The organism is Variovorax sp. HW608 (assembly GCF_900090195.1).
Lineage (GTDB): Bacteria > Pseudomonadota > Gammaproteobacteria > Burkholderiales > Burkholderiaceae_C > Variovorax.
The window spans coordinates 6,015,419-6,040,505 of sequence record NZ_LT607803.1; the positions used below are offsets into that span (position 1 = coordinate 6,015,419).

Genomic DNA, 25,087 nt, shown 5'->3' on the forward strand with positions numbered 1-25,087 from the left:
TTCAGCGATGACCTCAGTCGTTCTGAATGGCGTGACCGCCCTCTCCCACCTCGGTGTCATCCGGGCCGAAGGCCCGGACGCCGCCAGTTTCCTGCACGGCCAGCTGACCCAGGATTTCGCGTTGCTCGATGCCGCCGAGGCCCGGCTCGCGGCCCTGTGCACCGCCAAGGGGCGGGCGATCGCGAGCTTCATCGGCATCAGGCCGCAGCCGGACCGGATCCTGCTCGTCTGCAGCCGTGACATCCTGGCCGCGACGCTCAAGCGGCTGTCGATGTACGTGCTGCGCGCCAAGGCCAAGCTCGGCGATGCGAGCGATGAGTTCGTGCTCTATGGCCTGGCGGGCACGGCGCTGGCGGCCAACGACGTCGACCCGGCTTCGCTGCCCAGGCGGTCCATCGCGGTGGGCGACGCGCATGCCGTGACGCTCTACCCGTCCGACGGCGTGCCGCGTGCGCTCTGGATTGCGCCGGCCGGCAGCAGCACCCCTGAAGGCCCCGCGCTCGATCCTGCGCTCTGGCAGTGGAGCGAGGTGCGCAGCGGCATCGTGACGCTGAGCTCGCGGGTGGTCGAGGCTTTCGTGCCGCAGATGATCAACTACGAATCGGTCGGCGGCGTGAACTTCAAGAAGGGCTGCTATCCGGGCCAGGAAGTGGTGGCGCGCAGCCAGTTCCGAGGCACGCTGAAGCGGCGCACCTACCTCGTCCAGGCGAGCGACGAGATCGCGGCCGGGCAGGAAGTGTTCGCCGCGGGCGATCCGGAACAGCCGGTCGGGCTGGTCGCGCAGGCCGCTCCCGCGCCCGGCGGCGGCTGGGCCGGATTGATCTCGATCCAGATCGCGGCGATCGAAGCGGGCGGCCTGCATGCCCGTGCTGCGGACGGGCCTTCGCTCACGGTCGAACCCCTGCCCTACGCGCTGCTGGAAGACATCTGAATGCCGCGCTACGTCGCATTGCTTCGCGGCGTGAGTCCGATGAACGCGAAGATGCCGGAGCTCAGGCGCTGCTTCGAAAGCGCCGGATTCAGCAACGTGAAGACGGTGCTGTCGAGCGGCAACGTGGTGTTCGATGCACGCGCTTCGTCGGAGGCGACGCTCGAACGCAAGGCCGAGGCGGCGATGACGGAGCACCTCGACCGGAGTTTCCACACCATCGTTCGCCCGGTGAATGCGCTGCGCGAGCTACTCGAAGCCGATCCTTACGCCGCGTTCAGCTTGCCCTCGAACGCCAAGCGGGTGGTGACCTTTCTGCGTTCGGCGCACGGCAAGGCGCTCTCGCTGCCGATGGAAAGCGACGGCGCGCAGATCCTCGCGATGCGCGGCCGAGAGATCCTCTCGGCCTATGTACCGGGTCCACGCGGGCCGGTCTTCATGGCGCTGATCGAAAAGACCTTCGGCACGGGGGTGACCACGAGGACGTGGGAGACGGTGAGGAAGTGCGCGGCGGCTTGAACGCAGCTCCCAACTGGCCGGTATTCGCGGCCTGGCACTCGGAAAGCCATCGCGTAAACTGTCCAGGTTGGCTACTTCTGAAAATCATCATGATGAAGGTATCGTCAGTGGAGGCTCAGAACCGGTTCGGGCAATTGCTCGACAGTGCCCAACGTGAGCCCATCGTCATCACGCGCCACGGGCGCCCCGCTGCCTACTTGATTTCTCCGAAGGAGATGGAAACGCTCCGGCGCGCGCGTGGCGCGCCTGACGAAGGTCGGGGCCCTCGGGAATGGGCCGTTGCCTGCGCCGAAGCATGGAACGTGGTCGAAGGCGAACTGGGCTCTTTCGCTGACGAGCATTCCACGCTGTAGACCGAAGACGTGCCGCAGTTCGATGTCCATCGCAACAAGGGCAGGCAAAGTGCCAGCATCCCCTTCGTCGTGGTGGTCCAATCGGCGCAGTTCGACCGCTACCGCCGTCGCGTGGTGGTTCCGCTGGTCCTGCGCAGCGCATTGCCGGCGGGAGTGCAAGTCGCCGGTACCCGCATGAATCCTATCTTTGTGCTCGACGGTTCGGACCACGTGCTGCATCCGCTCGACACGGTCTCGGTTGCCATGGACGACCTGGGCCCTTGCGTCGGATCCCTGGCAGAACATGGTCAGCAGATCACCGATGCCATGGACGAGCTGCTGACTCGCTCGTGGGGATGAAGCAACCGCTGCCGATTCAGCAGCAACGCCCCTTCCCGCTGCCGTAGCGCGCTTCCAGCCGCTCCCTGAAGAACGCCTCGTAGCTCATCGGCGTCTGATCGGGATGGGTGCGTGCCATGTGGCTCAGGTAGGCGTCGTAGTCGGGCAGGCCGACCATCAGGCGCAGCGACTGCACCACCGAGCGCGCCAGGTAGCGCCCGGATTCGGAGAGGCTGGCGCCCGCGGTTCTCATGATGCTGCGGCCGACACCGGCATCGGCTCGAAAGGCGTCTCGCGCGCCGTCGGCTGGTGGGCCGCTCGTGCCGCCAGGCAGCTCTTGACGCTGTAGACCAGCACGCTCACCACCACGAAGATGAAGAGCCCGCACAGCGCCGCGTCGAGGCGGTCGTTGAAGACGATGCGCGCCATGGCTTCCGGCGTCTTGGCCGGCGCGATCAGCACGCCCTGCGCCAGGCCGTCCGCGTACTTGGCCGCGTGCGACAGGAAGCCGACCTTCGGATCCGGCGAGAAGATCTTCTGCCAGCCGGCAGTCAAGGTGCACACCAGCAGCCAGGCGGCCGGCGCAATCGCGACCCACGCATAGCGCTCGCGCTTCATGCGGTACAGCACCACCACGCCGAGCATCAGCGCCACGGCGGCGAGCATCTGGTTGGAGATGCCGAAGAGCGGCCACAACGTGTTGATGCCGCCGAGCGGATCGACCACGCCCTGGTAGAGGAAGTAACCCCAGGCCGCGACGCAGAGGCAGGTCGCGATCAGGTTGGAGACCGCCAGGTCGGTGCGCTTGAGCGCCGGCACGAAGCTGCCCAGCAGGTCCTGCAGCATGAAGCGGCCGGCGCGGGTGCCGGCGTCCACCGCCGTCAGGATGAAGAGCGCCTCGAACAGGATCGCGAAGTGGTACCAGAAGGCCATCATGGCCTGCCCGCCCACGACCTGGTGAAGGATGTGGGCCATGCCCACCGCCAAGGTCGGCGCACCGCCCGCACGGCCGAGGATGGTCGTCTCGCCGACGTTCCTGGCGGTCTGCAGCAGCACGTCGGGCGTGATCGAGAAGCCCCAGCCCGAGATCGCCTGCGCGACCGCGTCGGGCGTGGTGCCGACCAGCGCGGCCGGGCTGTTCATCGCGAAGTACACGCCGGGCTCGATGACCGCGGCCGCGACCAGCGCCATCACCGCGACGAAGGATTCGGCCAGCATGCCGCCATAGCCGATGAAGCGCGCGTGGCGTTCGTTGTCGAGCATCTTCGGCGTGGTGCCGGAAGAGATCAGCGCATGGAAGCCGGACACCGCGCCGCAGGCGATGGTGATGAAGAGGAACGGGAACAGGCTGCCCGACCACACCGGACCGTTGCCCTGCGCGAACTGCGTGAGTGCCGGCATCTGCAGGCTCGGCGCGACGAAGACGATGCCGATCGCCAGCGCGATGATTGTGCCGATCTTCAGGAAGGTCGACAGATAGTCGCGCGGGGCGAGCAGCAGCCACACCGGCAAGCTGGCGGCGATGAAGCCGTAGGCGATCAGCATCCAGGTGAGCGCCTTGCCGTCGAAGGTGAACAACGGGGCCCACTCGGGGTTCTGGCTCACGACCTGGCCGCCGAAGATCGAGAGCATCAGCAGCGCGAAGCCGATGATGGAGATCTCGCCGATGCGCCCCGGGCGGATGTAGCGCAGGTACACGCCCATGAAGATCGCGACCGGAATCGTCGCCGCGACGGTGAAGGTGCCCCAGGGCGATTCGGCGAGCGCCTTGACCACGATCAGCGCCAGCACCGCGAGGATGATGATCATGATCATGAAGGTGCCGAACAGCGCGATCATGCCGGGCACGGTGCCCATCTCCTGCTTGATCAGGTCGCCGAGCGAGCGGCCGTCGCGCCGCGTCGAGATGAAGAGAATGATGAAGTCCTGCACCGCACCGGCGAACACCACGCCGGCCAGGATCCACAGCAGCCCGGGCAGGTAGCCCATCTGCGCCGCGAGCACCGGCCCGACCAGCGGGCCCGCGCCGGCGATGGCCGCGAAGTGGTGGCCGAACAGCACCTTCTTGTCGGTCGGCACGTAGTCCAGGCCGTCGTTGTGGCGGTGGGCCGGCGTCATGCGGCTCGCGTCGAGGCCGAGCACGCGCTCGGCGATGAAGAGGCTGTAGTAGCGGTAGGCGATGAGATAGGTGCAGATGGCTGCGACCACGATCCATAGCGCGTTGATGGACTCGCCGCGCGAAAGTGCCACCGTTCCGAGCGCAAAAGCGCCGACGATGGCGACGACGAGCCACACCAGGTGGCGGCGAAGGGTGTGCATGCGGATGTCTCCTGAAGCTGTTTCCGAGAGTGTCGCCAGAGGTTGCTTTGGGCGCATCGGTTGCACCGCGCAAGCGCCCCGCGCGGGACCACCTAAGGGATAACCCTCAAAGCTTCCTGGCGTGCTCGACCGCGTACTTGATCAGTTCGGCCTGCCCCTCGATGCCGAGGCGGCGCTTGATGCTCTGCCGGTGCGCCTCGACGGTGCGCACGCTCAGGCCCAGTTCGAGCGCGATCTCCTTGCTCGACGCGCCGCGCCCGAGTGCCGACAGGATCTCGCTCTCGCGCGGCGTCAGGAGCGGCCGCGGCGTCTGGTTGCGGAAGAGCCGCTTCGACACCGCCGGGCTCAGGAAGGTGCCGCCCGCCGCCACCGCATCGATCGCGGCGACGATCTCGCTCGCCGGCGCGTCCTTGAGCACATAGCCGCGCGCACCGGCCTGGAGCGCCTGCTGCACGTATTCGGGGTTGTCGTACATGCTGAGCATGACCACGCGGACCTGCGGCTCCCGCTCCTGAAGCCGGGCAGCAAGTTCGATGCCATTGATGTCCTTCATGCCGACGTCGGTCAGCACCAGGTCGGGCTTCAACGCCTCGATCAGCGGCAGCGCCTCGGCGGCGCCGTCGGCCTCGCCGACGATCTCGATCTCCGGCAGCGATGAAAGGCGCGCCCGCAGCCCGTCGCGCACCAGCGGGTGGTCGTCCACCAGGAACAGGCGGATGGTGTCGTGATTCCTCATACGGCCTCCGGCCCGTCGAGCGCCACCTCGGCCAGGATCGTCGTGCCCGCGTCGCCCGAGAGCACATCGAGCCGCCCGCCGATCGCGGCGACGCGCTCACGCATGTTGCGCAGGCCGATGCCGCTGCGGGGGTCGGCCTGCACCGCTTCTTCGTCGAAGCCGCGCCCGTCGTCGGTGATGTCGAGGCGGACGTGCCGGGCCTCGAACGCGAGCGCGATCTCGACCTTCGCGGCATGCGAATGCTTGCGCACGTTGGTCAATGCCTCCTGCGCGACGCGGAACAGCGCGGTCTTCACGTCCTGCGGCAGCTCGCGCGGCGTGCCGTGGATGGACACCGCGGCCTCGATCGGCCCCTCGTCCCCGAACTCGACGCCGAGCCGTTCGAGCGCGGCCGGCAGGCCCAGCGTGTCGAGCAGCGCCGGCCGCAGGCGGTGCGAGATGCCGCGCACCTCCGCGAGCGATTCGTTGAGCCGCTGCAGCGCCTTCGCCAGCGCGGCGGGCACGGCCTGCCGCCCGCGCTCCAGCGCATCCACCGCCGACTCGATCAAGAGCTTGGCGGACACCAGCGTCTGGCTGGTGCCGTCGTGCAGCTCGCGTGCAAGATGGGCGCGCTCGTCCTCCTGCGATCGCACCACCTGCCGCGCGAGCTGCCGCAGCTTGCTTTCGGCCACGCGGTGCTCGCTCAGGTTCAGCAGCAGCCCGGTCGCGCTCACGACCGCGATACCCAAGGCCGCGATGCCGACGATCCACAGCATCGTGGTGGTGAGGTTGGTGCTCATCTGCTGGTCGAGGCGGTGCATCGCCGTGTCGATGTCGTCGAGGTACAGGCCGGTGCCGAGCATCCAGTTCCATCGCGGCAGGATCGTCACGTAGCCGAGCTTGGGCGCCATCTGCTGGTTGGACGGCTTGCGCCATTCGTACTCGACATAGCCGCCGCCGTTGCGCGCCTGCGCGATCAACTGCTGGATCGTGGGCCGGCCCGCCGAATCGCGCAGTTCCCAGAGCCTTTGGCCGACCAGCTCGGGCTGCCGCGAATGCATCAGCGACCTTCCTTCGAGGTCGTAGACGAAGAAGTAGCCGTCGTCGCCGTAGTCCAGCGCGGCCAGGAGGCGCAGCGCCTCGGCGCGCACCGCCTCGTCGTCCTTGCCGGTGTCGTAGAGCGGCCGCACCACGCTGACCGCGAGATCGACGTAGCTGCGCAGCTCGCTGCGCCGCTGGGCCATGTAGGTCTGTTGGGCCAGGAGGCGTTCGCGCTGCGCCAGGTCGCGCTCCTGGTGGCGCACCGCGAAGGCGACCAGCACCAGCGCCGTCAGCAGCGGCACGATGGCGAGCGTGACGATCTTCGTGCGGAGATTCATGGGGCGGCAGGAGCGCCGGGCTCAGAGCTTGCGGCTCATCTCGATGTGGACGATGCCGGCTTCCTCGAACGGCTCGCCGTGCGGCGCATAGCCGAGGCGCAGGTAGAAGGCCTCGGCGCTGCGCTGGGCGTGCAGCATGATTTCCCGGTCGCCGCGCGCAGCCGCCGCCGCTTCGAGCGCGCGCAGCACCGCCTCGCCATGGCCGCCGCCGCGCAGCGTGCGATGCACCGCCATCCGCCCGATGCGGCCCAGCCCGGGCGACTCCTGCACCAGCCGGCCGGTCGCGATCGCCTGCCCGAGCCGGTTGCGCGCGACCGCATGCAGCGCGATCGCGTCGAGCTCGTCCCATTCGAGCTCCTTGGGAATGCGCTGTTCGTCGATGAAGACCTCGCGCCGCACCTTGCCCGCGCCCTCGCCGAGCGCATCCCAGCCGCCGGTCACGACCTCGCGCATCGGCTCGCCGGCCTCGTAGCCCGCGAGGATCTCGCGCAAGAGCGGCGGCACCGGCTTGGAAGTCTGCGTGGCGGGGTCGGCGAAGACATAGACCAGCTCGCAGCTGACGAGGAGTTCGTCGCCGCGGAACAGGCCGCCCAGGAACAGGATCGACGAATTGCCCACGCGCACGCACTTCATGCCGACGTCGAGCAGATCGTCCGCCCGCGCCGAGGCATTGAATTCGACCGTCGCCTTGCGCACGTAGAGATCGCCGCCGAACGCCAGCATCGCCTCTTCGTACGGCAGCGCCATCGCGCGCCAGTAGTCGGCGATCGCGGTGTCGAAGTACATCAGGTAGTGGGCGTTGAAGACGATCTTCTGCATGTCCACCTCGGCCCAGCGCACACGCAGGCGGTGGAAGATGCGGAAGTCGGATTTCTTGAGTGTCGCGGTCATGGTTCTGTGGCGGGTTGCAGGGCTTCCCGGAGTGCGCGCGCGGCGTCGGCGTGCGCCTGCAGCGCTTCGGGGATGGCGCGGCCCATCTTGACGAATTCGTGGATCACGCCGCGGTAGATCTCGAGATCGACCGGCACGCCCGAGGCGCGCAGCTTGTCGGCATAGGCGACGCCCTCGTCCACCACCGGGTCGCATTCGGCCAGGCCGATCCAGGCCGGCGCGACGCCTTCCACGTCGTCGGCATTCAGCGGCGCGAAGCGCCAGTCGTCGCGATCGGATTTCGAATTGACGTACTGGGCGAAGAAGTAGCTGATGAGCGCCTCGCCGAGCAGCGGCCCGGTGGAAAAGCGCAGGTGCGAATCGGTGTCCTGGTGCGAAGTGGTGCCCGGATAGATGAGCATCTGCAGGGCGAGGGGCAAGCCCGCGTCGCGCGCGAGGATGGCGCACACCGCGGCCAGCGTGCCGCCCGCGCTGTCGCCGCCGACCGCGATGCGCGTGCCGTCGAGCCCGAATCGCGCCGCGTTCGCCGCCAGGTGCGAGAGCGCATCCCAGGCATCGTTCGACGCGGTCGGGAACTTGTGCTCCGGGGCGAGCCGGTAATCCAGCGAAAGCACCGCGCAGCCGCTCTTCTCGCTCAGCACGCGGCACAGGATGTCGTGCGTCGCGATGCTGCCGACGGTGAAGCCGCCGCCATGGAAGAACATCATCGCGGGCAAGAGCCCGTTCGAGGGCGCATAGAGCCGCGCCGGCAGCGCATGGCCGTCGCGCGCGGGAAGCAGGAAATCCTCGACGCGCGCGAGCTGCGGCTTGGGCACTTCGAGCACGTCGGCGCCCTTCTCGTAGGCGGCGCGGGCCTCTGCCGGCGTCAGCGCGTGGAGCGGCGGGCGCTTGGCGCGCGCCATGCGCTCGATCACGTTGGCCATCTTGGGGGTGAGTGCGCTCATCGGGTCGATGCGCTCCCGACGTCCGGGCCGTTTGTCCCGGTTGCGTCAAGCGCAGGGGTTTCAGGAGTGTCCAAGGTGCTCGCTGCTTGTTAGATTCGAGGATCCGCATCGTACCGTCCGGACCGACCCCATGGCTCTCATCCAATACCTCACACAGATCCAGTTCGATTTCGGCGCCATCCAGCTGCTGCAGAGCGAATGCGAGCGCGTCGGCATCACACGGCCGCTGGTCGTGACCGATGCCGGGGTGCGCGCCGTGGGCATCCTGCAGAAGGCGCTCGATGCGCTCGGCGGCCTGCCTGCCGCGGTGTTCGACCAGACGCCCTCCAACCCGACCGAGGCCGCCGTGCGCGCCGCCGCCGCGATCTACCGCGACCAGCGCTGCGACGGCCTGGTCGCCGTGGGTGGCGGCTCCGCCATCGACTGCGCCAAGGGCGTGGCGATCGCGGCGACGCACGAAGGCCCGCTCAAGACCTACGCCACCATCGAGGGCGGCTCGCCGAAGATCACCGACCGCGTGGCGCCGCTGATCGCCATCCCCACCACCAGCGGCACCGGCAGCGAGGTCGCACGCGGCGCGATCGTCATCGTGGACGACCACCGCAAGCTCGGCTTCCACAGCTGGTTCCTGATGCCCAAGGCCGCGATCTGCGACCCCGAGCTCACGCTCGGCCTGCCGCCGAAGCTCACCGCCGCCACCGGCATGGACGCGATCGCGCACTGCATGGAGACCTTCATGTCGGCCGCCTTCAATCCGCCGGCCGACGGCATCGCGCTCGACGGCCTGGAGCGCGCCTGGGGCCACATCGAACGCGCCACCCGGGACGGCAGCGACCGCGAGGCGCGCCTCAATCTCATGAGCGCCTCGATGCAGGGCGCGATGGCCTTCCAGAAGGGCCTGGGCTGCGTGCATTCGCTGAGCCATAGCCTCGGCGGCATCGATCCGCGGCTGCACCATGGCACGCTCAACGCCCTCTTCCTGCCGGCGGTGATCCAGTTCAACTCCGGGGCCGAGTCGGTGCGCAAGGAGCAGCGGCTGCAGCGCATGGCGCAGGCGATGCACCTCGACTCGCCCGGCGATCTCGGCGGCGCGATCCACGACATGAACGCGCGCCTCGGCCTGCCGAAGGGCCTGGCTGAAGTGGGCGTCACGGCGGACATGTTCGAGAAGATCATCGACGGCGCGATGGTCGACCACTGCCACAAGACCAATCCCCGGCTCGCCACGCGCGAGGATTACCGGCAGATGCTCGAAGCCTCGATGTAGCACGCCATGGCACACGACCACCACCCTCACGATCACGGCCACGAGGAGCACAGCGAGCTCGGCGAGATGGACCTGCGGGTCCGCGCGCTCGAAACCGTGCTGACGGAAAAGGGCTATATCGACCCGGCTGCGCTCGACGTGCTCATCGACACCTACCAGACCAAGATCGGCCCGCGCAACGGCGCCCGCGTCGTCGCGAAGGCCTGGGCCGATCCGGCGTTCCATGACTGGCTGCTGAAGGACGCGACAGCCGCGATCGCCTCGCTCGGCTACACCGGCCGCCAGGGCGAGCACATGGTGGCGCTGGCCAACACCGGCGAGCAGCACCACATGGTGGTCTGCACGCTGTGCAGCTGCTATCCATGGCCGGTGCTCGGCCTGCCGCCCACCTGGTACAAGAGCGCGCCCTACCGCTCGCGCGCGGTGAAGGACCCGCGCGGCGTGCTGGCCGAGTTCGGCGTCGAGTTGCCCGCATCGACCCGCATCCGCGTCTGGGACTCGACCGCCGAAGTGCGCTATCTCGTGATCCCGCAACGCCCGGCCGGGACCGACGGCTGGAGCGAAGACGCGCTCGCCGGACTCGTCACGCGCGATTCGATGATCGGCACCGGCCTCGCCCGCACACCGGGAGGCGCGGAATGACCTACACCAGCCACGCCGACCTCGGCGGCAGGAACATGCCCGGCCGCATCGTGCCGGAGCCCGAGGACGAGCGCTTCCACGCGAACTGGGAAGCGCGCGTGCTCGCCCTGACGCTCGCCATGGGCGGCACCGGCTCGTGGAACATCGACGCCAGCCGCAGCGCGCGCGAGACGCTGCCGGACTACGCGCGGATGAGCTACTACCAGATCTGGCTCGCCGCGCTCGAGAAGCTCATGGCCGAACGATCGCAGGTCATGGCCGACGAAATCGCGGCCGGCCACATGCTGCATCCGCCGCAACCGGTGAAACGCGTGCTGCACGCGGCCGATGTTCCCGCAGTGCTCGCCAAGGGCACGAGCGTCGAGCGCCCCGCCACCGAGCCGGCGCGCTTCGCCGAGGGTCAGCGGGTGCGCACCCGCGCCGGTCACGTCGATCACCACACTCGCCTGCCCGCCTATGTGGCGGGCAAGATCGGCACCATCGCGCACCGGCACGGCATGCATGTCTTCGCCGATGCGCATGCGCAGGGCTTGGGCGAGCAGCCGCAGTGGCTCTACACGGTCGTCTTCGCGGGCGAGGATCTCTGGGGACCGGGGTCGGAGCCCGGCCTCAGCGTGTCGGTCGATGCGTGGGAAAGCTACCTGGAGGCCGTCGAGTGAGCACCACCACCCCCCTGCTGCTGCCCGGCATGCCGACGAACGATGGCGCGGAGCCAGTCTTTCGCGAGCCGTGGGAGGCGCACGCCTTCGCGCTGGCCGTGACGCTGCATCAGCAAGGGTTGTTCACCTGGCCCGAATGGGCCGATGCACTCGCACGCCAGATCACCGCCGCGCAAGCCGCCGGCGACGCGGATCGCGGCGACACCTACTACCGGCACTGGCTGGCCGCACTCGAAGCGCTGGTCGCGGCCAAGGGCGCGAGCACGGCAGGCGAGCTCGCGCGCTACCGCGACGCCTGGGACCGCGCGGCCGACCGCACGCCGCACGGCCAGCCGATCGAGCTGCGCGCACACGATTTCGGCTGACGCCATGCACATCGTCTGGCTCTATGCCGCCCTGCTCGCGCTGCTGTTCTTCGGCCTGAGCTTCCGCACGCTGACCCTGCGGCGACGCCTGCGCATCGTGATCGGCGACGCGGGCAACGAGCGCATGCTGCGCGCGATGCGCGTGCATTCGAACTTCGCGGAATACGTGCCGCTCAATCTGCTGCTGATGTACTTCGTTGCGTCGACGGCTGTGCAACCGTGGTTCCTGCATGCGCTGGGCATCTGCATCCTGCTCGGGCGCGTGCTGCATGCGGTGGGCGTGAGCCAGGTCAGGGAGCGCTATGCCTTCCGCGTGGCCGGCATGGCCCTGACCTTCACGCCGATGGTCGCGTCGGCGCTGCGACTGCTCGCGGCCTACGGCCGGCAGGCAGGCGGCTGAATCAGCCCTTCCTGCCCCCGAACACGAGCAGTGCCCCGCCGACGACGATGGCGGCGACACCCGCCCAGATCGGGAAGTTCACTTCCTGCCGCTCCTTGATCGCCAGCTCGATGGGGCCGATCTTGGCCTGATGGGTTTCCTTCATGTAGCTGAAGCCACCCATGCCGAGGGCCACGATGCCCGCGACGATCAGGACGAGGCCGATGACGCGCGTCAGGTTCATGAAATTTCCTCCGATGGCCTTCGACTTTAGCCGGCCCGCGGCTGCAAGTCACAGGGGCAGGACGTCGCCCGCGCTGCCGCGTCGCAGGAACTCGGCGAACTCATCCGCGAGCCGCTCGGATTCCTTCGCGGCGGTGCTCCAGGCCCTGGCGCGCGCCTGCACATCGTTGCCGTAGCGCACGAAGTCGTTGCGGTCGGGCAGCTTGCCGTTGGGGAGGCTCTGCACCCATTCGGGACTGGGCGCGAGCACCACCGTGCGATCGAGGAAACCGGTGGCCTTGTGCCGCCACTTCAGGCCCTTGTCGAGCCAGCCCGGCACCACCGCCTTCTGGAAATGCGGATACAGCACGATGCCGTCCGCGTTCACGTAGTCGAGATGCAGGTGGTAGTCGGTGATGCCGCCATCCCAGTACGCGCCACGCGGCGCGCCCGGAATGTCGTGCACCGCTTCGAGCATGAACGGGATCGAGCACGAGGCCTGCAGCGCGAGCTCGAAGTTGCCCGGGATCAGCTCGACCTGCCGGGTGCGGAAATCGCGCGTGCCGAAAGGCAGCAGCGCGCCCGGCGTGGAGAACACCACGCGCTCCAGCCATGCGCCGAGGCTCCGGCGATGCACGCTGTTGGCGATGAACGCGCCGAGATAGCCGACCGGCGTGCGCGCCCGCCCCTCGCGGCCCAGGATGTGCCGGCCGCGCGCGGTGATCACATGCAGGCGGAAGCGCGAATGGCGCAGGACCTCGTCGATGCGCCCGCCATAGAAGTCGCGCAGCCCTTCGCCGAACTGTGCGCTGACCTGCCGCGCCGTCAGCCGCTTCTGGCCCGGCGGCACTTCGAAGTGCTGGTGGATGTAGCCCTGCTCGAACTGCTCGAAGGCGTGCTTTGCATCGTGCAGGCAGGCGTTGGCGAGCCGCCAGGCGCCGATCGATGCGCCGACCAGGTCGACCGGCTGCGTCGACTGCGGCAGCCAGTCGCCGAACAGGAAGCGGTCGATCGGCCCGAGGATCAAGCCCTTCGGTCCGCCGGCCGCACCGGGAATGGTGCGCACGTCCTGCGGCGCGAGGCCGTTCGAAGCGATGTGTTCGCGGGCGGCCGGCCCGGCATAGATGCGAAGCGCCTTCATGCCCTGCCTGCCGCCGCGCTCATCTACTTGCGCAGCCCTTGCAGCTTGGCGAAGGCATTGGCCATCTGGCCGGCCGGCTGCGGCGAGTTGTCGCGGCGCGAGCCCTGCTGGTAGCCGCGCCCTGCCCCCTCGAAGCGGTTCTCGCGCGGACCGTCGCGACGCGAAGGTGCGGCGTCGAGCTTCATCGTGAGGCCGATGCGCTTGCGCGCCACGTCGACTTCCATCACCTTGACCTTGACGATGTCGCCGGTCTTCACGACCTCGCGCGCATCGCCCACGAACTTGTGCGAGAGCTGGCTCACGTGCACGAGGCCGTCCTGGTGCACGCCGAGGTCGACGAAGGCGCCGAACTGCGCCACGTTGCTCACTGTGCCTTCGAGCACCATGCCCTCCACGAGGTCGGTGATGTCTTCCACGCCTTCGTTGAAGCGCGCGACCTTGAAGTCGGGGCGCGGATCGCGTCCGGGCTTTTCCAGCTCGCCGAGGATGTCCTTGACCGTGATGACGCCGAACTTCTCGTTCGCGAACAGCTCGGGCTTGAGCGTCTTGAGCATGTCCGCGCGGCCCATCAGCTCGGCGACCGGCTTGCCGGTCTTCTCGATCATCTGCTCGACGACCGGGTAGGTCTCGGGGTGCACGCCGGTCATGTCCAGCGGATTGGCGCCGCCGCGGATGCGCAGGAAGCCCGCGCTCTGCTCGAAGGTCTTGGCGCCGAAGCCGGTCACGTCCAGCAACTGCTGCCGGCTCGCGAAGGCGCCGTTGGCTTCGCGCCAGCGCACCACCGCCTTGGCCACGCTCGACGAAAGACCCGAGACGCGCGACAGCAGCGGCACGCTCGCGGTGTTGAGGTCGACGCCGACCGAGTTCACGCAGTCCTCGACCACCGCGCTCAAGGTGCGCGCGAGTTCGCTCTGGTTCACGTCGTGCTGGTACTGGCCGACGCCGATCGACTTGGGGTCGATCTTCACGAGTTCGGCCAGCGGGTCCTGCAGGCGGCGCGCGATGCTCGCCGCGCCGCGCAGGCTCACGTCCACGTCGGGCATTTCCTGCGCCGCGAATTCGCTCGCGGAGTAGACCGAGGCGCCGGCCTCGCTCACCACCACTTTCTCGATCTGCTGCGGTCCTGCGCCAGCCTGCGCGCTCATCTTCGCCAGCAGCTTGATGAGGTCGGCGGCCAGCTTGTCGGTCTCCCGGCTCGCGGTGCCGTTGCCGATCGCGATCAGGTTCACGCTGTGCCTGGCGCACAGCTTGCCGAGCGTGTGCAGGGAGCCTTCCCAGTCCTTGCGCGGCTCGTGCGGGAACACGGTCGCGGTCTCCACCAGCTTGCCGGTGGCATCGACCACCGCGACCTTCACGCCGGTGCGGATGCCGGGATCGAGGCCCATCACCACGCGCTGGCCGGCCGGCGCGGCCAGCAGCAGATCGCGCAGGTTGTCGGCGAAGACCTTGATCGCGACCTTCTCGGCGTCCTCGCGCAGACGGGTGAACAGGTCGCGCTCGGTCGAGAGCGCGAGCTTCACGCGCCAGGTCCACGCGACGCACTTGCGGATCAGGTCGTCCGCCGCGCGGCCCGAGTGGCTCCATCCGAGGTGCAGCGCGATCTTGCCTTCGGCGATCGACGGCTTGCCCGGTTCGGGCTCGACCGGCAGCGCCAGCTTGGCATCGAGGATTTCCTGCGCGCGGCCGCGGAACACCGCCAGCGCGCGATGCGAAGGCACGCGGCCGATCGGCTCGTCGTAGTCGAAGTAGTCGCGGAACTTGGCGACTTCGGCGTTGTTCTCGTCCTTGCCCGCCATCAGGCTCGACTTGAAGAGGCCTTCGCTCCACAGCCATTGGCGCAGGTTCTGCACCAGCGCGGCGTCCTCGGCCCAGCGCTCGGAGAGGATGTCGCGCACGCCGTCGAGCACGGCCGGCACGGTCGAGAAATCGGGGCCCGGCTTGCCGTCGTCGAGCGTGGTGGCCGGCTGCAGGAAGGCCTTGGCCTCGACCGCCGGGTCGAGCGTCGGGTCGGCCAGCAGCTTGTCGGCCAGCGGCTCGATGCCGAACTCGCGCGCGATCTGCCCCTTGGTGCGGCGCTTCTGCTTGAACGGCAGGTACAGGTCCTCGACCTCCTGCTTGGTCGGCGCGGCCTCGATCGCGGCGCGCAACTCGGGCGTGAGCTTGCCCTGCTCATCGATGCTCTTGATCACCGCGGCGCGGCGGTCCTCGAGTTCGCGCAGGTACGAAAGGCGCGCTTCGAGCTCGCGCAGCTGGGTGTCGTCGAGGCCGTTGGTCGCCTCCTTGCGGTAGCGGGCGATGAAGGGCACGGTGGCGCCCCCGTCGAGCAGCTCGACGGCGGCCTTCACCTGGTGCTCGCCGACCTTGATCTCGGCGGCGAGCTGGCGAATGATTTTCTGCATGCTGGAAGGACGTCCCTGAGTCCGGCGCCCGGATCGGGCGACTGACGAGATGAAGCGAAAGCGGGGAAGTTTGCCATAGGCAGGCAGGTCCTCCGGGGTGATGACTTCGCATTACTTCGTGTAGCGAGTCATGGCGGCGGACGCCCGACAATCGCCGGCAATGGGCCTCCTCAAGAAACTCCTTCGCGTGCTCGCCGCGATCCTGATCGTTCCGGTGCTGCTGTTCGAGGAATGGGGCTGGGAGCCGCTTGCCCGGCTCATGGCGCAACTCGCCCGCCTGCCGCTCTGGGCCCGCATCGAGCAGGCCCTGCGCAACCTCTCGCCCTGGGGCGCGGTGCTGGCCTTCTTTGCGCCGGTGGTGATGCTGTTTCCGATCAAGCTCCTCGGTCTGCTGCTGCTCGCGCAAGGCCACGCGAAGAGCGCCCTGCTGCTGCTGCTCGCGGCCAAGCTGGCCGGCACCGCGATCCTCGCGCGGCTGTTCCAGCTCGTCGAGCCCGCTTTGATGGACATTCCCGCTTTCGCGCGCTGGTATCCGCGCTGGAAGGCCTGGAAGGACAAGCTCATGCTCGCGGTCCGGCAAAGCCTGCCGTGGCGCATCAGCCGCGCGATCGGGAACAGCGTGCGGCGCTCGTGGCGCAGTTTCCGGCGCGCGCGCTGATCGAAATTTTTACCCGGGTAGATTGACGCCTTTGTTTTTGCCCGGGTATTATTCGCGCCCATGTCTTCTTCCTCCGAATCCCGACTCACGGCCTTCGCCGGCTTCCGGCGCATCGCGTCCGGCCCGCGTGCCAAGGTCATCGCCCAGGTGCGCAAGCAATGCGCGCATTCCGGCCAGGCGCAGCCCTTCGTATTCGACGACAGCACCGGCGAACGGCTCGACATCGACCTTCGCGAAGGCGCCTCGCCGGCCCCGGCCGCCACGGCACAGGATCCCGCCGCGCGCGGCGTCGGCCGGCCCAGGCTCGGCGTGGTCGCGCGCGAAGTGACGCTGCTGCCGCGCCACTGGGAATGGCTCGGCCGCCAGCCCGGTGGCGCCTCGGTCGCCCTGCGGCGCCTGATCGACGAGGCACGCCACGTGCACGCGGATCGCGATGCGCAGCGCGCCGCGCGCGAAGCCACCTATCGCTTCATGAGCGCCATCGCCGGCGATCTGCCCTGCTTCGAGGAGGCGGCCCGCGCGCTCTTTGCCGGCGATCGTGCGCGTTTCGATGCCCACATCGCGACCTGGCCCGAAGACGTCCAGGCGCATCTGCACAAGCTCGCCGCCGCGGCCTGGAGTGCCGCGGCATGAGCGCGCCGATGCAGACCCGCACCGCCCCGCCGGCATCGGCAGCCGATCCGGTGCCCCCGCCGGCCGCGTTGCACGCCCATCCGCGCGCGGCGGCAATGGCCGCGCGGCCGCTGTGGAAGACCTTCCTGATCTTCCTGGCGCCGATGCTGCTCAGCAACATCCTGCAGTCGCTGTCGGGCACGCTCAACAACGTCTTTCTCGGGCAGATGATCGGCGTCGGCGCGCTGGCGGCGGTGTCGGGCTTCTTTCCGGTGATGTTCTTCTTCATCGCCTTCACGATCGGGCTCGGCGCCGGCGCTTCGGTGCTGATCGGCCAGGCCTGGGGCGCGCGCGAGCCGGACAAGGCGCGCGCCGTCGCCGGCACCACGCTGACGGTGGGCGTGCTGTTCGGCCTGTGCGTGGCGCTGTTCGGCGGCGCGTTCACCGAGCCGATGCTGCGCATGCTCGGCACGCCGCCCGACATCCTGGCCGATGCGACGCGCTACGCGCGGATCATCCTGATCGCGATGCCGGGCCTGTTCGTGTTCCTGCTCTCCACCGCGATGCTGCGCGGTGTCGGCGACACGGTCACGCCGCTCTACACGCTGATGATCTCGACCTTGATCGGCCTGGTCATCACGCCCTCGCTGATCCGCGGCTGGTTCGGCCTGCCGCAGATGGGCGTAGCGAGCGGCGCGTGCGCGACGGTCGTCTCCTTCGTGGTCGCGACGACCTGGCTGGCCTTCCACCTGCGGCGCAAGAAGAGCCCGCTCGCGCCCGATGCCGATTTCGTGCGGCATCTGCGGGTGCGCCCGGCGCTGCTCAAGGCGGTGCTCAAGGTCGGCGTGCCGACCGGCGTGCAGATGATCGTGGTGTCGCTGGCCGAGCTCGCGCTGCTCTCGTTCGTGAACACCTACGGCTCCGACGCGACCGCCGCGTACGGGGCGGTGAACCAGGTGGTCGCATACGTGCAGTTCCCTGCGATCTCGATCGCGATCACCGCCTCGATCCTCGGCGCGCAGGCCATCGGCGCGGGCCGCACCGACCGCCTCGGCGCGATCACGCGCACCGCGCTCTTGATGAACCTCGTGCTCACCGGCGCGCTGGTGGTGCTGGGCTATCTCTTCTCGCGTGCGCTGATGGGCTTCTTCATCACCAGCGACCCGGTGATCGAGGTCGCGCAGACGCTGCTGCACATCATGCTGTGGAGCACCGTGATCTTCGGCATGGGCTCGGCGCTGTCGGGGATCATGCGCGCCAGCGGCTCGGTGCTGGTGCCGACCAGCATCTCGATCTTCTGCATCGCCCTGATCGAGGTGCCGGTGGCCTGGTGGATGAGCCACCGCATCGGCCTCAACGGCATCTGGATCGCGTACCCGGTGGCCTTCACGGCGATGCTGACGATGCAGGCCTGCTATTACCGCTTCGTCTGGCGCAAGAAGACCATCCGGCGCTTGATCTGACGCGGCGGGCCAGTTCCGAAAAATACGGCGCTTACACTTTTTTCGCGACGACCCGCCTACAACTTGCGCCATTGGCCGCCGATAGGCAGAGCCATGGACACGCCAGATTCGAGACGATCGCCGGGATTGCTCCCCGAGCTCCCAAGAGAAAACATCCTGCAGGACGACGGGGTGCACATCCTCGTCTCGACCAAGGGCGTGGAAGGCTCGCGCAGCGACGGCATCCTTCTGCGCCGCTGTGCCTTCTCGGTCACCACGCCGCTGGGCTGCGAATTCCTCGGCCAATACCGGCACCTGTCGGACGGTCTCTGGCACGCGTCGATGCGCAGCAAGCGCCGCGACGACGGCTCCATCGGACCGCCGCAGGTGGGCATCTACACGACGGAACTCGATGCGATGGTCAATCTGTGGGCCAATCGCAGGTCTTTCGACCTCGGCCATCGGGCCTGATTCCGGAACTACTCGAACACCTCGTCCCCGGTCGGCTCGAAATGCGGCACCGCGTTCATGTTGTGCCGCAGGGTGGACAGCGCCCAGTACATGCGCCTTCTCGCCCGGCTCTGGTTGCCGAGCGGCCGATGGTCCGAGATGGTGTGCCACGGGTTGTACGAGAGGCGCTTCGCAAACTCCATCTGCGCCGGCGAATCGAACTTCTGCCGCGGCAGGCGCAGCGTGGCGACGCTGACGCGCGGCGAGAGCTTTTCCGGCCACAAGACGCCGGCGTTCTCGATCGGCATCAGGTGCGAGTCGGTCTGCATCTGGATGCGGACGTCGAGCTCCACATCGCCCGCCTCGAGCGAAGCGACCATCGCATTGCGCAGGTAGTCGTCGGGCGGCCGCAGCGGCAGGCGCGGGATGGGCGTGCGCCTGGTCGTCTTGGGCCACACCGAGTACTGCATGGCCTGCCCTTCGCCCATCAGGTAGGGCACGCAGCTGAAGTACGGCGCCTCGAAGGGGCTGCTCTGCGTCTTGATGAACAGCGATTGCATCACGAGGTCGAGGATGTGCGATTCGCGCAGGTTCACGAAGTAGAAGATCTGCGCGTTCTTCACGCTCTCGATCTGCAGCGCGGCATTGCAGCGCACATCCGGCGTGACGAAGGTCGGCGTGGAAACGGCGAACATGTCCAGCGTGTGCTGCTCCTCGTCCATCAGCTTCTCGCCGGGCACGCCCATGAGCTTGATGCCGATGCTCATGAAGCCCACGTCGTCGATGTCCGGCGTGATGTAGGGCCCCGGCCCCGAGAAGCGCACCCAGGCGCGGAAGGTCTGCGGCCTGGCGTAGATGCCGCGCTTCATGTGCTCGGGAATGTCGTCGTGCACGATGAACTCGCCGCGCACGATGCCTTGCGTCTTGGTGTTGCCGCCGCGCTCGAAGCCGCCGGGCTTCCACAGGTCGGTCATCTGCCGCGTGAAGCTCTTGACGATCGAATCGGTGAAGCTCTCCTCATCGGGCAGCAGTCTTTCCTCCGCGATGCCGAGCCCTTCGTTCACGCGCCGGCTGTTGATGAGCGCGGTGGCCAGGCGCGCGAGCGGATCGCGCAGCAAGGCATCGAAGGCCGGCCGAAAAAGGGGATCGAAGCGGCGCTCCAGGCGGATGAAGGCCAGGCCCGCATCGCTGACCACGTTGCGCCACAGCGAGCCGGTGTTGGCGCGCGGCGTCGGGCGGCTGGCGTTCGAGTTCATGGCTCTCCCTTTGCGATGTAGCGCAGCGCACGAAGCCCGGGCAGGAAGAAGTACGCGCCGCCCTGCACCGTCACGAATTGCGGCAGCCCGCAGACGCGCTGGTCGGGGCCGCCGGCCACCGGGATCGAGAAGCCGTCGGTCGCGGTGCCGTCGGCGCGCGGGAGGTGGTTGCCGATGAGCGGGTCGCTTTCGTCGCGCGATGCGTCGAAGCGGATGCCGGCGAGCCATGCCGATTGCACGAACTCGAACTGCCGCGCAATGTTCGCGTTGAGGCAGATGAAATGCAGGCCGGTGCCCTCCTCGGGCGTGTGTCCCGCGAGCGCATCGGACAGCGACACGCCGGGGCCGTATTCGCGCCCGCGCCTGAGCAGCCGGTGCAAGCGCGTCGAGGCGACGAGGTCGTCCGCGAGCGCCTTGGCATCGAAACCCAGCGTGCGCCTGGCCCACGAAATAAAGCCCGGCGGCCCCGCCGGCAGATCGGCATTGCGCGGATTGCTGCGGCGGATGTGCGCGCCGATCGGGCAGCGCAGGCCGCGGTCGTCGCCACGGTAGGTGAAGCGGTTGCGCGGATCGTCCTCGCCGTCGATGGCCTCGCTGGTGCGGCCCACCAGCGGCTCGCCGTCCATCGTGCGGCCGACCATTGCTTCGGCCAGCCGCTTGCGGTCCGCCGGATCGCCCTGCACCTGCGCATCGATGAAGCGCCAGAAGCCCGAGACGTCCTGTTCGAGTTGGCGCAGCACGAGGTAGCTGCCGTTGCGACCGAAATCGGCCTTGCCCGGCGCGTCTTCCGCGGGCGCGAGCATTGCGTCGGGATCGCGCGCGGCATCCAGCAGCGGCCGGTCGGTGTAGCCGCCATACTCGTTCGGATACCCGAGCAGGAATTCGCCGAGGCACGAGAGATTGGTGTAGTCCTCGCGCTCCTCGTCACGCGCCGCGCGTTCGCGCTGCCAGTCGAGCGTGGGTTCGGAGATGCCGTCCACGAAGCCGAAGGGCTCGACGCCGTCCATGTCTGAGGTGCCGAGGCAGGCGAGCTGCTCGAGGCCCTCTTCCGCGCCGGCCATCGCTTCGATGCCCCAGGCTTCGAGGCCGCCGGGCTCGGCATAGAGCATCACCATCACATGCGGGACCCTCTCCGGCGTCCCGCCCCATTGCCAGCGCGCGGGATCGTTCGGCCCGAGATCGCCGAGCCGGCGTGCGCGGCTCGCGTCGCTGCCCATGCCGACGATGAACTCGGCCGAGAAGCCTTCCACGATGTCGTCGGCCACGCCGAGTGCGCGCAGCCCGCTGCTCGTGAAGGCGATCTGCAGCGCGGTCGTGGGCGCCGGCTCCTGCGACACGGCACTGGTGACCGGCGCTCTCGCGAGCCATGCACGCGCGGCCCCGGCGTCGGTCACGCGCAGCAAAAGGAAGACCGCCTGCGTCATGCGCTTGTAGCCGAAGCGCACGATGCCCTGGATGTCCTCGTAGTCGACGGATCGCAAGGTCATGGGACAACCCTCGCGCAGAAGCGCTTCGGGATTCGCCTTCGGGCGGCCGGGCGGCTCATAGCAGCCCGAGCCATGCAAGCGCCTGTTCATCGCTCATCGATGCCATCTCGAAGCCTTGGCGGATGCGCTGGTTGCGGTTCAGGTCCGTGAGGGTGAGGCCGGGGTAGGCCTTGTACCAGACCTGCGTCGGCAGCTGGTGGCGGCGCTGGTAGTACTTGAAGCGCAGCTCGTGGCGCGCACCGCCCTTCACGAGCCAGTCGGTGCGCGGCCAGCCGAAGCCGTTGCTGAAGATCAGGTTCAGCCCCCACGCGGCCTTGTTGATGAAGTCGTCCATGTAGGCCTCGTGGCTGCCGTCGTAGTTGCTCGCGAACAGCACGCGTGACCTGTCGTCGAGGAAGACCCAGCGCGCGAAGTGGATCGTCTGCACGCGCGCGAGATGGCCGCGTCCGAAGACATGGCGGGCCGCGTAGTCGATGAGCAGCAGGACGAGCTGCGTCAGCCGGCGGCGGAACCATCCGGGCTTGACGCAGCCGAGCGCGGTGAAGCTGTTGGTGAGGTCGTGGTCTTCGAGCTTCTGCATCGCTTGCACCGCGGCGCGCTCGGGCCGTGGGCAGAATTCCGGGTCGCTCTTCTCGTGGCGGCGCAAGAGCACGATGGCGAATGGCGCGAGCACGACGACGAGCGGCAGCAGGACCAGCCCGATCAACGGGATGCCCACCGCGTGGACCAGGTTGCAGACCTGCCAGCCGAAGGGCGTGCGCTCTGCCGATGTGAGCGGCAGACGGCCTTCGAGCTGCTCCTGCTGCACGTAGGCCATCAGCGCACGCCGCGTGGCCTGCGGATCATCGCCCGCGCTGCCGTCGCGCGGCACCTGCGACGACAGTGCCCGTTGCAGCGCGCTGTTCTCGCGCACCTGCCTCGCGGTGCGGCCGATCCAGTTGACGTAGCCCGCGGACGTGGGCACCTGGCGCGCCCTGAGCCACGCGAGCAGATCGCTGTCCGCATCGAGGCCCGCGCAGTGCGAGAAGATGCGGCGCAGCCCATCGCCCGCCCGGCGGGCGAATTCCGCCAGCTGCGCCTCGGCCGCTCCGTCGCACTCGCCGAGGAACGCGAGATAGACCGGCACCTCTGGCCTTTGCAGATCGAAGACCTCGAAGTCGGAACCGGTGGCGTCCACCAGCACCGCGAAGCGCGCGAAGTGCAGGCGCTCGAACTCGCCGAAGGGCACGAGCGCATTCGCGGGGTCGGCGGTGCCCGGCATCAGGTTCATCGTGTCCAGCAACTCGCGCAGGTCGGACTCCCGGTCCGGCACGACGGCTGCCAGCACCATGAAGTGGGATTGAGGCGTCACCGCACCATCAGAACTTGAGGCAGAAGTCGATCAGCCGTTCCTTGCCCCAATACACCTTGCCCAGGTAGAAGTCGGGCGAGATGAGCCGGATCTCGTCGCGGATCCAGTGCGCGACCAGCGAGGTGGCGGAGTAGTCCAGAACGATGCACTCCTTGCCATCGAGCCAGCTCTCGCCCTTGCCGACCTTGGCCACGATGGCCTCGACGCCGAAGGGCGTGATCCTGTTCTTCAGCACGCCCTTCTCGGCATCGAACACTTTCCCCTGCCAGCCGAAGAAGTTGATGATCTTCGCGATCGATTCCGAATAGTGCGTGCCGGGCGCGATGATCGCGGTGCCGTCGGCTTCGCCGTTGGGGATGTCGCCCGCAGGGCTTTCCCGGAACAGGTCGTCGAGCTGCTGCTGCGACATGTCGAGCAGTTGCTGCACGTCATATGCCATACGCCTTCTCCTCGGGGGAAGCCCCTTTGTCGGCAAAGTGTCCGTCGATCGATGGGGGCCGTCAATTTGCCGAAAGACGTGTGCGGCCCGCCTCCTGCAAGAGCACGTCGGCCGCCTTCTCGGCGATCATGTAGACCGCCGCGACCACGAAGAAGCCCGGGATGCGCGGGAACACCGAGGCATCGACCACGCGCAGGCGCTTCACGCCGTGCACCCTGAAGGTGCTGTCCAGCACGCCGCCCTCTTCTTGCGCGCCGATGGGGCATGAGCACGAGGCGTGATGGCCCCATGCGGTGTCGCGCACATAGGCGGCCAGCGCTTCGTCGCTCTGTGCATCGGGGCCGGGCGCGATCTCCTCGGCGATCCATCCGCTCCTGATCAACGGCGCGGTCATGCGGCGCACGAAGCGGATGGCTTCGATCACCGCCTGCAGGTCTTCGCCGGCCGCGTCGCTGCCTTCCTCGAAGTAGTGGAAGTCGACCTGCGGCATGTCGCGCGAATCGGCCGAGCGCAGGAGCACGGTGCCCGCGCGGTTGTGCGTGTGCGCCTTGAGCACGGCCCAGGTGAGGCGGTCGTGGTCCTCGCTGATCCACTTCGAGAAGCCGCTGAAGTAGCCCTCGAAGCGCGCGAGCAGCGCCATGCAGAAAAGATCCGGCGGCCCTCCGCGCTGCTGCGCGGCCCGGGAGCGCTGCACCACGCCGAGCGCCGCGCCGTTCGATGCATACATGCCCGATTCGCCGTCGTTCCAGTGCCGCCACAGCGTGTCGTCGCGGTCGAAGCGCGCGCCTTCGAGCACTTCCCACCGTGCGCGCATGCGATGCGTGATCGCGACTTCGTAGCGGTCCTGCAGGTTGCGCCCGACGCCCGGCAGATCGACACGCACCCGGATGCCGTGCTCGGCGAGATGGTCCGCCGGTCCGATGCCCGAGAGCATCAGCAACTGCGGCGTGTTGAACGCGCCGCCGCACAGGATGACCTCGCGCTGCGCCCGGACCTCGCGCTGCTCGCCGTCCGACGCGCTCGGGTCCGCATGGGCGCGGTAGAGCCTCTCGCCCTTGCGGTACGCGACGCCGTAGACGCCGCCATCGGAATCGAACAGAAGCCGGGTGGCGAGCGCATCGAGCTCGATGTGCAGGCGGTCGGGATGCCGGTGCGCGACGTCGAGCAGCCGTTCGCGCACGCCCACGCGCCGGTGGTCCGAGGTGGCGAGCGGCGTGTAGCAGATGCCTTCGAAGCTCCTCCCCGCTGCACGCCGCGCGTTCGGATCGCCCATGCCGCCGCGCAGCCAGCGCAGCGTGCTGAGCAAGGGCGTGGGCAGGCTGCTCGTGAAAGTCCGCGCGGTATCGCGCAGCACGCGCACCAGTCCGTCGTCGCCGAGCACCGTCAGCGGAATGGCTTTCTCGGTGCAGAGCCAGCCCTGCCATCCATGACCGGTCGGGTCGAGCCCGAGATGCCGCAGCGCGCGCCACACCGGCCGGTGGCGGCAGTCCTCCACCCGCTGCGCATAGCGGCGCATGTGGGTGGCGCGCCAGGACAGATCGCCGGTGAGCTGCGCGATGTTGTCCCAGTCCGAGGCGTGCGGCAGCATGAAGATCATCGCGTTGTGCGCGGTGCATCCGCCCAGGCCCGCCGCGCGCGGGTAGAACACGCCCTGCCCCGGCGCGTACTTCCAGTCCCTGGCCTGCTGCGCTTCGTCGGCGTAGTGGCGCACATGGAAGTTCCAGCTCATCGCCGGGTTCTCGCAGGCGAAGGCATGGAAGGCCGGCACGTCGTAGTCGTCCGGCAGGCGGCGGTCGCCCGTGCGCGGATCGCCCCCGGCTTCGATGAGGAAGACGCGCATCCCCGCCTCTGCCAGGCGTGCCGCCAGCGTGCCCCCGCCCGCCCCCGATCCGACGATGACGTAGTCCCAGTCGGTCGGATCGGCTCCGTGCATGAGGCGCGGTCGGGTGGCG

Annotated in this window: 27 protein-coding genes; 13 read left to right on the forward strand and 14 right to left on the reverse strand. The window is 68.5% G+C overall.

Features of this window, described 5'->3' with window-relative positions:
- The first annotated feature begins 7 nt into the window (after positions 1-7).
- The 4 genes from ygfZ to VAR608DRAFT_RS28450 all read left to right on the forward strand — a co-directional run bounded on the left by ygfZ (position 8) and on the right by VAR608DRAFT_RS28450 (position 2,139).
- Positions 8-931 carry a CAF17-like 4Fe-4S cluster assembly/insertion protein YgfZ gene (ygfZ, locus tag VAR608DRAFT_RS28435; RefSeq protein ID WP_088957121.1) on the forward strand — a complete coding sequence of 308 codons (924 nt, stop codon included), beginning with the start codon at positions 8-10 and terminating at the stop codon, positions 929-931.
- A complete protein-coding gene (locus VAR608DRAFT_RS28440) occupies positions 932-1,447 on the forward strand; it encodes a DUF1697 domain-containing protein (RefSeq protein WP_088957122.1) in 516 nt (171 codons plus the stop codon).
- 89 nt (positions 1,448-1,536) lie between these two features.
- Positions 1,537-1,800, forward strand: a complete 264-nt coding sequence (locus VAR608DRAFT_RS28445) for a type II toxin-antitoxin system Phd/YefM family antitoxin (protein ID WP_088957123.1) — start codon at positions 1,537-1,539, stop codon at positions 1,798-1,800.
- Between the two features lie 9 nt (positions 1,801-1,809).
- Complete coding sequence (locus VAR608DRAFT_RS28450) at positions 1,810-2,139, forward strand: CcdB family protein (RefSeq protein WP_088957124.1); 330 nt, start codon at positions 1,810-1,812, stop codon at positions 2,137-2,139.
- A 16-nt stretch (positions 2,140-2,155) separates the two neighbouring features.
- Here the strand turns inward: VAR608DRAFT_RS28450 and VAR608DRAFT_RS28455 are convergent, their stop codons facing one another.
- The 6 genes from VAR608DRAFT_RS28455 to VAR608DRAFT_RS28480 form a co-directional block, all read right to left on the reverse strand.
- Entirely contained in the window at positions 2,156-2,371 is a 216-nt protein-coding gene (locus VAR608DRAFT_RS28455; protein ID WP_088957125.1) for a YbdD/YjiX family protein, read from the reverse strand.
- Positions 2,368-4,437 (reverse strand): carbon starvation CstA family protein, encoded by a 2,070-nt coding sequence (locus VAR608DRAFT_RS28460; RefSeq protein ID WP_088957126.1) that lies wholly within the window; start codon positions 4,435-4,437, stop codon positions 2,368-2,370. Before VAR608DRAFT_RS28460 ends, VAR608DRAFT_RS28455 begins: the two co-directional genes overlap by 4 nt.
- 106 nt (positions 4,438-4,543) lie before the next feature.
- A complete protein-coding gene (locus VAR608DRAFT_RS28465) occupies positions 4,544-5,173 on the reverse strand; it encodes a response regulator transcription factor (RefSeq protein ID WP_088957127.1) in 630 nt (209 codons plus the stop codon).
- Entirely contained in the window at positions 5,170-6,531 is a 1,362-nt protein-coding gene (locus tag VAR608DRAFT_RS28470) for a cache domain-containing protein (protein ID WP_088957128.1), read from the reverse strand. Before VAR608DRAFT_RS28470 ends, VAR608DRAFT_RS28465 begins: the two co-directional genes overlap by 4 nt.
- A gap of 21 nt (positions 6,532-6,552) precedes the next feature.
- On the reverse strand, positions 6,553-7,422 hold the full coding sequence (locus VAR608DRAFT_RS28475; RefSeq protein WP_088957129.1) for a YbgC/FadM family acyl-CoA thioesterase: 870 nt from the start codon (positions 7,420-7,422) through the stop codon (positions 6,553-6,555).
- On the reverse strand, positions 7,419-8,366 hold the full coding sequence (locus VAR608DRAFT_RS28480; RefSeq protein WP_231972994.1) for an alpha/beta hydrolase: 948 nt from the start codon (positions 8,364-8,366) through the stop codon (positions 7,419-7,421). The genes VAR608DRAFT_RS28475 and VAR608DRAFT_RS28480 overlap by 4 nt, the downstream gene beginning before the upstream one ends.
- A 130-nt stretch (positions 8,367-8,496) precedes the next feature.
- Between VAR608DRAFT_RS28480 and VAR608DRAFT_RS28485 the strand changes: the two genes are divergently transcribed.
- Genes VAR608DRAFT_RS28485 through VAR608DRAFT_RS28505 form a run of 5 tightly spaced genes read left to right on the forward strand, consistent with a single transcriptional unit; the run spans position 8,497 to position 11,699 of the window.
- The gene (locus VAR608DRAFT_RS28485) at positions 8,497-9,633 is read left to right on the forward strand and encodes an iron-containing alcohol dehydrogenase (protein ID WP_088957131.1); all 1,137 of its coding nucleotides are present in this window, start codon (positions 8,497-8,499) and stop codon (positions 9,631-9,633) included.
- A 6-nt stretch (positions 9,634-9,639) separates the two neighbouring features.
- On the forward strand, positions 9,640-10,275 hold the full coding sequence (gene nthA / locus VAR608DRAFT_RS28490) for a nitrile hydratase subunit alpha (protein WP_088957132.1): 636 nt from the start codon (positions 9,640-9,642) through the stop codon (positions 10,273-10,275).
- Positions 10,272-10,934 (forward strand): nitrile hydratase subunit beta, encoded by a 663-nt coding sequence (nthB, locus tag VAR608DRAFT_RS28495; RefSeq protein WP_088957133.1) that lies wholly within the window; start codon positions 10,272-10,274, stop codon positions 10,932-10,934. The genes nthA and nthB overlap by 4 nt, the downstream gene beginning before the upstream one ends.
- A 29-nt stretch (positions 10,935-10,963) precedes the next feature.
- Complete coding sequence (locus tag VAR608DRAFT_RS28500) at positions 10,964-11,299, forward strand: nitrile hydratase accessory protein (protein WP_088959022.1); 336 nt, start codon at positions 10,964-10,966, stop codon at positions 11,297-11,299.
- A gap of 4 nt (positions 11,300-11,303) precedes the next feature.
- Complete coding sequence (locus tag VAR608DRAFT_RS28505) at positions 11,304-11,699, forward strand: MAPEG family protein (protein WP_088957134.1); 396 nt, start codon at positions 11,304-11,306, stop codon at positions 11,697-11,699.
- Position 11,700: 1 nt separating this feature from the next.
- Here the strand turns inward: VAR608DRAFT_RS28505 and VAR608DRAFT_RS28510 are convergent, their stop codons facing one another.
- From VAR608DRAFT_RS28510 to VAR608DRAFT_RS28520, 3 genes are read right to left on the reverse strand one after another with little or no spacing between them, the layout of a single operon-like run.
- A complete protein-coding gene (locus tag VAR608DRAFT_RS28510) occupies positions 11,701-11,922 on the reverse strand; it encodes a hypothetical protein (RefSeq protein ID WP_088957135.1) in 222 nt (73 codons plus the stop codon).
- 48 nt (positions 11,923-11,970) lie between these two features.
- A complete protein-coding gene (locus VAR608DRAFT_RS28515) occupies positions 11,971-13,041 on the reverse strand; it encodes a phospholipase (protein ID WP_088957136.1) in 1,071 nt (356 codons plus the stop codon).
- Between the two features lie 23 nt (positions 13,042-13,064).
- Positions 13,065-15,440, reverse strand: coding sequence for a Tex family protein (locus VAR608DRAFT_RS28520; protein ID WP_088957137.1), 2,376 nt, complete (start codon positions 15,438-15,440; stop codon positions 13,065-13,067).
- A gap of 160 nt (positions 15,441-15,600) precedes the next feature.
- On the opposite strand from VAR608DRAFT_RS28520, the gene VAR608DRAFT_RS28525 reads away from it, so the two are divergent.
- The 4 genes from VAR608DRAFT_RS28525 to VAR608DRAFT_RS28540 all read left to right on the forward strand — a co-directional run bounded on the left by VAR608DRAFT_RS28525 (position 15,601) and on the right by VAR608DRAFT_RS28540 (position 18,623).
- Positions 15,601-16,098, forward strand: coding sequence for a hypothetical protein (locus VAR608DRAFT_RS28525; RefSeq protein ID WP_088957138.1), 498 nt, complete (start codon positions 15,601-15,603; stop codon positions 16,096-16,098).
- Between the two features lie 60 nt (positions 16,099-16,158).
- Complete coding sequence (locus tag VAR608DRAFT_RS28530; RefSeq protein WP_088957139.1) at positions 16,159-16,731, forward strand: DUF2239 family protein; 573 nt, start codon at positions 16,159-16,161, stop codon at positions 16,729-16,731.
- A 95-nt stretch (positions 16,732-16,826) separates the two neighbouring features.
- Complete coding sequence (locus VAR608DRAFT_RS28535; RefSeq protein ID WP_088959023.1) at positions 16,827-18,173, forward strand: MATE family efflux transporter; 1,347 nt, start codon at positions 16,827-16,829, stop codon at positions 18,171-18,173.
- Between the two features lie 126 nt (positions 18,174-18,299).
- The gene (locus VAR608DRAFT_RS28540; protein WP_157731146.1) at positions 18,300-18,623 is read left to right on the forward strand and encodes a hypothetical protein; all 324 of its coding nucleotides are present in this window, start codon (positions 18,300-18,302) and stop codon (positions 18,621-18,623) included.
- Between the two features lie 8 nt (positions 18,624-18,631).
- Here VAR608DRAFT_RS28540 and VAR608DRAFT_RS28545 read toward each other — a convergent pair whose 3' ends face one another.
- From VAR608DRAFT_RS28545 to VAR608DRAFT_RS28565, 5 genes are all read right to left on the reverse strand, one after another.
- Positions 18,632-19,858 carry a hypothetical protein gene (locus VAR608DRAFT_RS28545; RefSeq protein WP_197700426.1) on the reverse strand — a complete coding sequence of 409 codons (1,227 nt, stop codon included), beginning with the start codon at positions 19,856-19,858 and terminating at the stop codon, positions 18,632-18,634.
- The gene (locus tag VAR608DRAFT_RS28550; protein WP_088959025.1) at positions 19,855-21,345 is read right to left on the reverse strand and encodes a Dyp-type peroxidase; all 1,491 of its coding nucleotides are present in this window, start codon (positions 21,343-21,345) and stop codon (positions 19,855-19,857) included. Before VAR608DRAFT_RS28550 ends, VAR608DRAFT_RS28545 begins: the two co-directional genes overlap by 4 nt.
- 55 nt (positions 21,346-21,400) lie before the next feature.
- A complete protein-coding gene (locus tag VAR608DRAFT_RS28555; protein WP_088957141.1) occupies positions 21,401-22,696 on the reverse strand; it encodes a hypothetical protein in 1,296 nt (431 codons plus the stop codon).
- Between the two features lie 7 nt (positions 22,697-22,703).
- Positions 22,704-23,135, reverse strand: a complete 432-nt coding sequence (locus tag VAR608DRAFT_RS28560; RefSeq protein ID WP_088957142.1) for a hypothetical protein — start codon at positions 23,133-23,135, stop codon at positions 22,704-22,706.
- Positions 23,136-23,196: 61 nt separating this feature from the next.
- The gene (locus tag VAR608DRAFT_RS28565; RefSeq protein WP_088957143.1) at positions 23,197-25,068 is read right to left on the reverse strand and encodes a GMC family oxidoreductase; all 1,872 of its coding nucleotides are present in this window, start codon (positions 25,066-25,068) and stop codon (positions 23,197-23,199) included.
- Positions 25,069-25,087: the final 19 nt, after the last annotated feature.

Coding starts and splice junctions, on each gene's coding strand:
- ygfZ (WP_088957121.1), top strand. CDS start 8: ATGACCTCAGTCGTTCTGAATGGCGTGACCGCCCTCTCCCACCTCGGT.
- VAR608DRAFT_RS28440 (WP_088957122.1), top strand. CDS start 932: ATGCCGCGCTACGTCGCATTGCTTCGCGGCGTGAGTCCGATGAACGCG.
- VAR608DRAFT_RS28445 (WP_088957123.1), top strand. CDS start 1,537: ATGATGAAGGTATCGTCAGTGGAGGCTCAGAACCGGTTCGGGCAATTG.
- VAR608DRAFT_RS28455 (WP_088957125.1), bottom strand. CDS start 2,371: ATGAGAACCGCGGGCGCCAGCCTCTCCGAATCCGGGCGCTACCTGGCG.
- VAR608DRAFT_RS28460 (WP_088957126.1), bottom strand. CDS start 4,437: ATGCACACCCTTCGCCGCCACCTGGTGTGGCTCGTCGTCGCCATCGTC.
- VAR608DRAFT_RS28465 (WP_088957127.1), bottom strand. CDS start 5,173: ATGAGGAATCACGACACCATCCGCCTGTTCCTGGTGGACGACCACCCG.
- VAR608DRAFT_RS28470 (WP_088957128.1), bottom strand. CDS start 6,531: ATGAATCTCCGCACGAAGATCGTCACGCTCGCCATCGTGCCGCTGCTG.
- VAR608DRAFT_RS28475 (WP_088957129.1), bottom strand. CDS start 7,422: ATGACCGCGACACTCAAGAAATCCGACTTCCGCATCTTCCACCGCCTG.
- VAR608DRAFT_RS28480 (WP_231972994.1), bottom strand. CDS start 8,366: ATGAGCGCACTCACCCCCAAGATGGCCAACGTGATCGAGCGCATGGCG.
- VAR608DRAFT_RS28485 (WP_088957131.1), top strand. CDS start 8,497: ATGGCTCTCATCCAATACCTCACACAGATCCAGTTCGATTTCGGCGCC.
- nthA (WP_088957132.1), top strand. CDS start 9,640: ATGGCACACGACCACCACCCTCACGATCACGGCCACGAGGAGCACAGC.
- nthB (WP_088957133.1), top strand. CDS start 10,272: ATGACCTACACCAGCCACGCCGACCTCGGCGGCAGGAACATGCCCGGC.
- VAR608DRAFT_RS28500 (WP_088959022.1), top strand. CDS start 10,964: ATGCCGACGAACGATGGCGCGGAGCCAGTCTTTCGCGAGCCGTGGGAG.
- VAR608DRAFT_RS28505 (WP_088957134.1), top strand. CDS start 11,304: ATGCACATCGTCTGGCTCTATGCCGCCCTGCTCGCGCTGCTGTTCTTC.
- VAR608DRAFT_RS28510 (WP_088957135.1), bottom strand. CDS start 11,922: ATGAACCTGACGCGCGTCATCGGCCTCGTCCTGATCGTCGCGGGCATC.
- VAR608DRAFT_RS28515 (WP_088957136.1), bottom strand. CDS start 13,041: ATGAAGGCGCTTCGCATCTATGCCGGGCCGGCCGCCCGCGAACACATC.
- VAR608DRAFT_RS28520 (WP_088957137.1), bottom strand. CDS start 15,440: ATGCAGAAAATCATTCGCCAGCTCGCCGCCGAGATCAAGGTCGGCGAG.
- VAR608DRAFT_RS28525 (WP_088957138.1), top strand. CDS start 15,601: ATGGGCCTCCTCAAGAAACTCCTTCGCGTGCTCGCCGCGATCCTGATC.
- VAR608DRAFT_RS28530 (WP_088957139.1), top strand. CDS start 16,159: ATGTCTTCTTCCTCCGAATCCCGACTCACGGCCTTCGCCGGCTTCCGG.
- VAR608DRAFT_RS28535 (WP_088959023.1), top strand. CDS start 16,827: ATGGCCGCGCGGCCGCTGTGGAAGACCTTCCTGATCTTCCTGGCGCCG.
- VAR608DRAFT_RS28545 (WP_197700426.1), bottom strand. CDS start 19,858: ATGAACTCGAACGCCAGCCGCCCGACGCCGCGCGCCAACACCGGCTCG.
- VAR608DRAFT_RS28550 (WP_088959025.1), bottom strand. CDS start 21,345: ATGACCTTGCGATCCGTCGACTACGAGGACATCCAGGGCATCGTGCGC.
- VAR608DRAFT_RS28560 (WP_088957142.1), bottom strand. CDS start 23,135: ATGGCATATGACGTGCAGCAACTGCTCGACATGTCGCAGCAGCAGCTC.
- VAR608DRAFT_RS28565 (WP_088957143.1), bottom strand. CDS start 25,068: ATGCACGGAGCCGATCCGACCGACTGGGACTACGTCATCGTCGGATCG.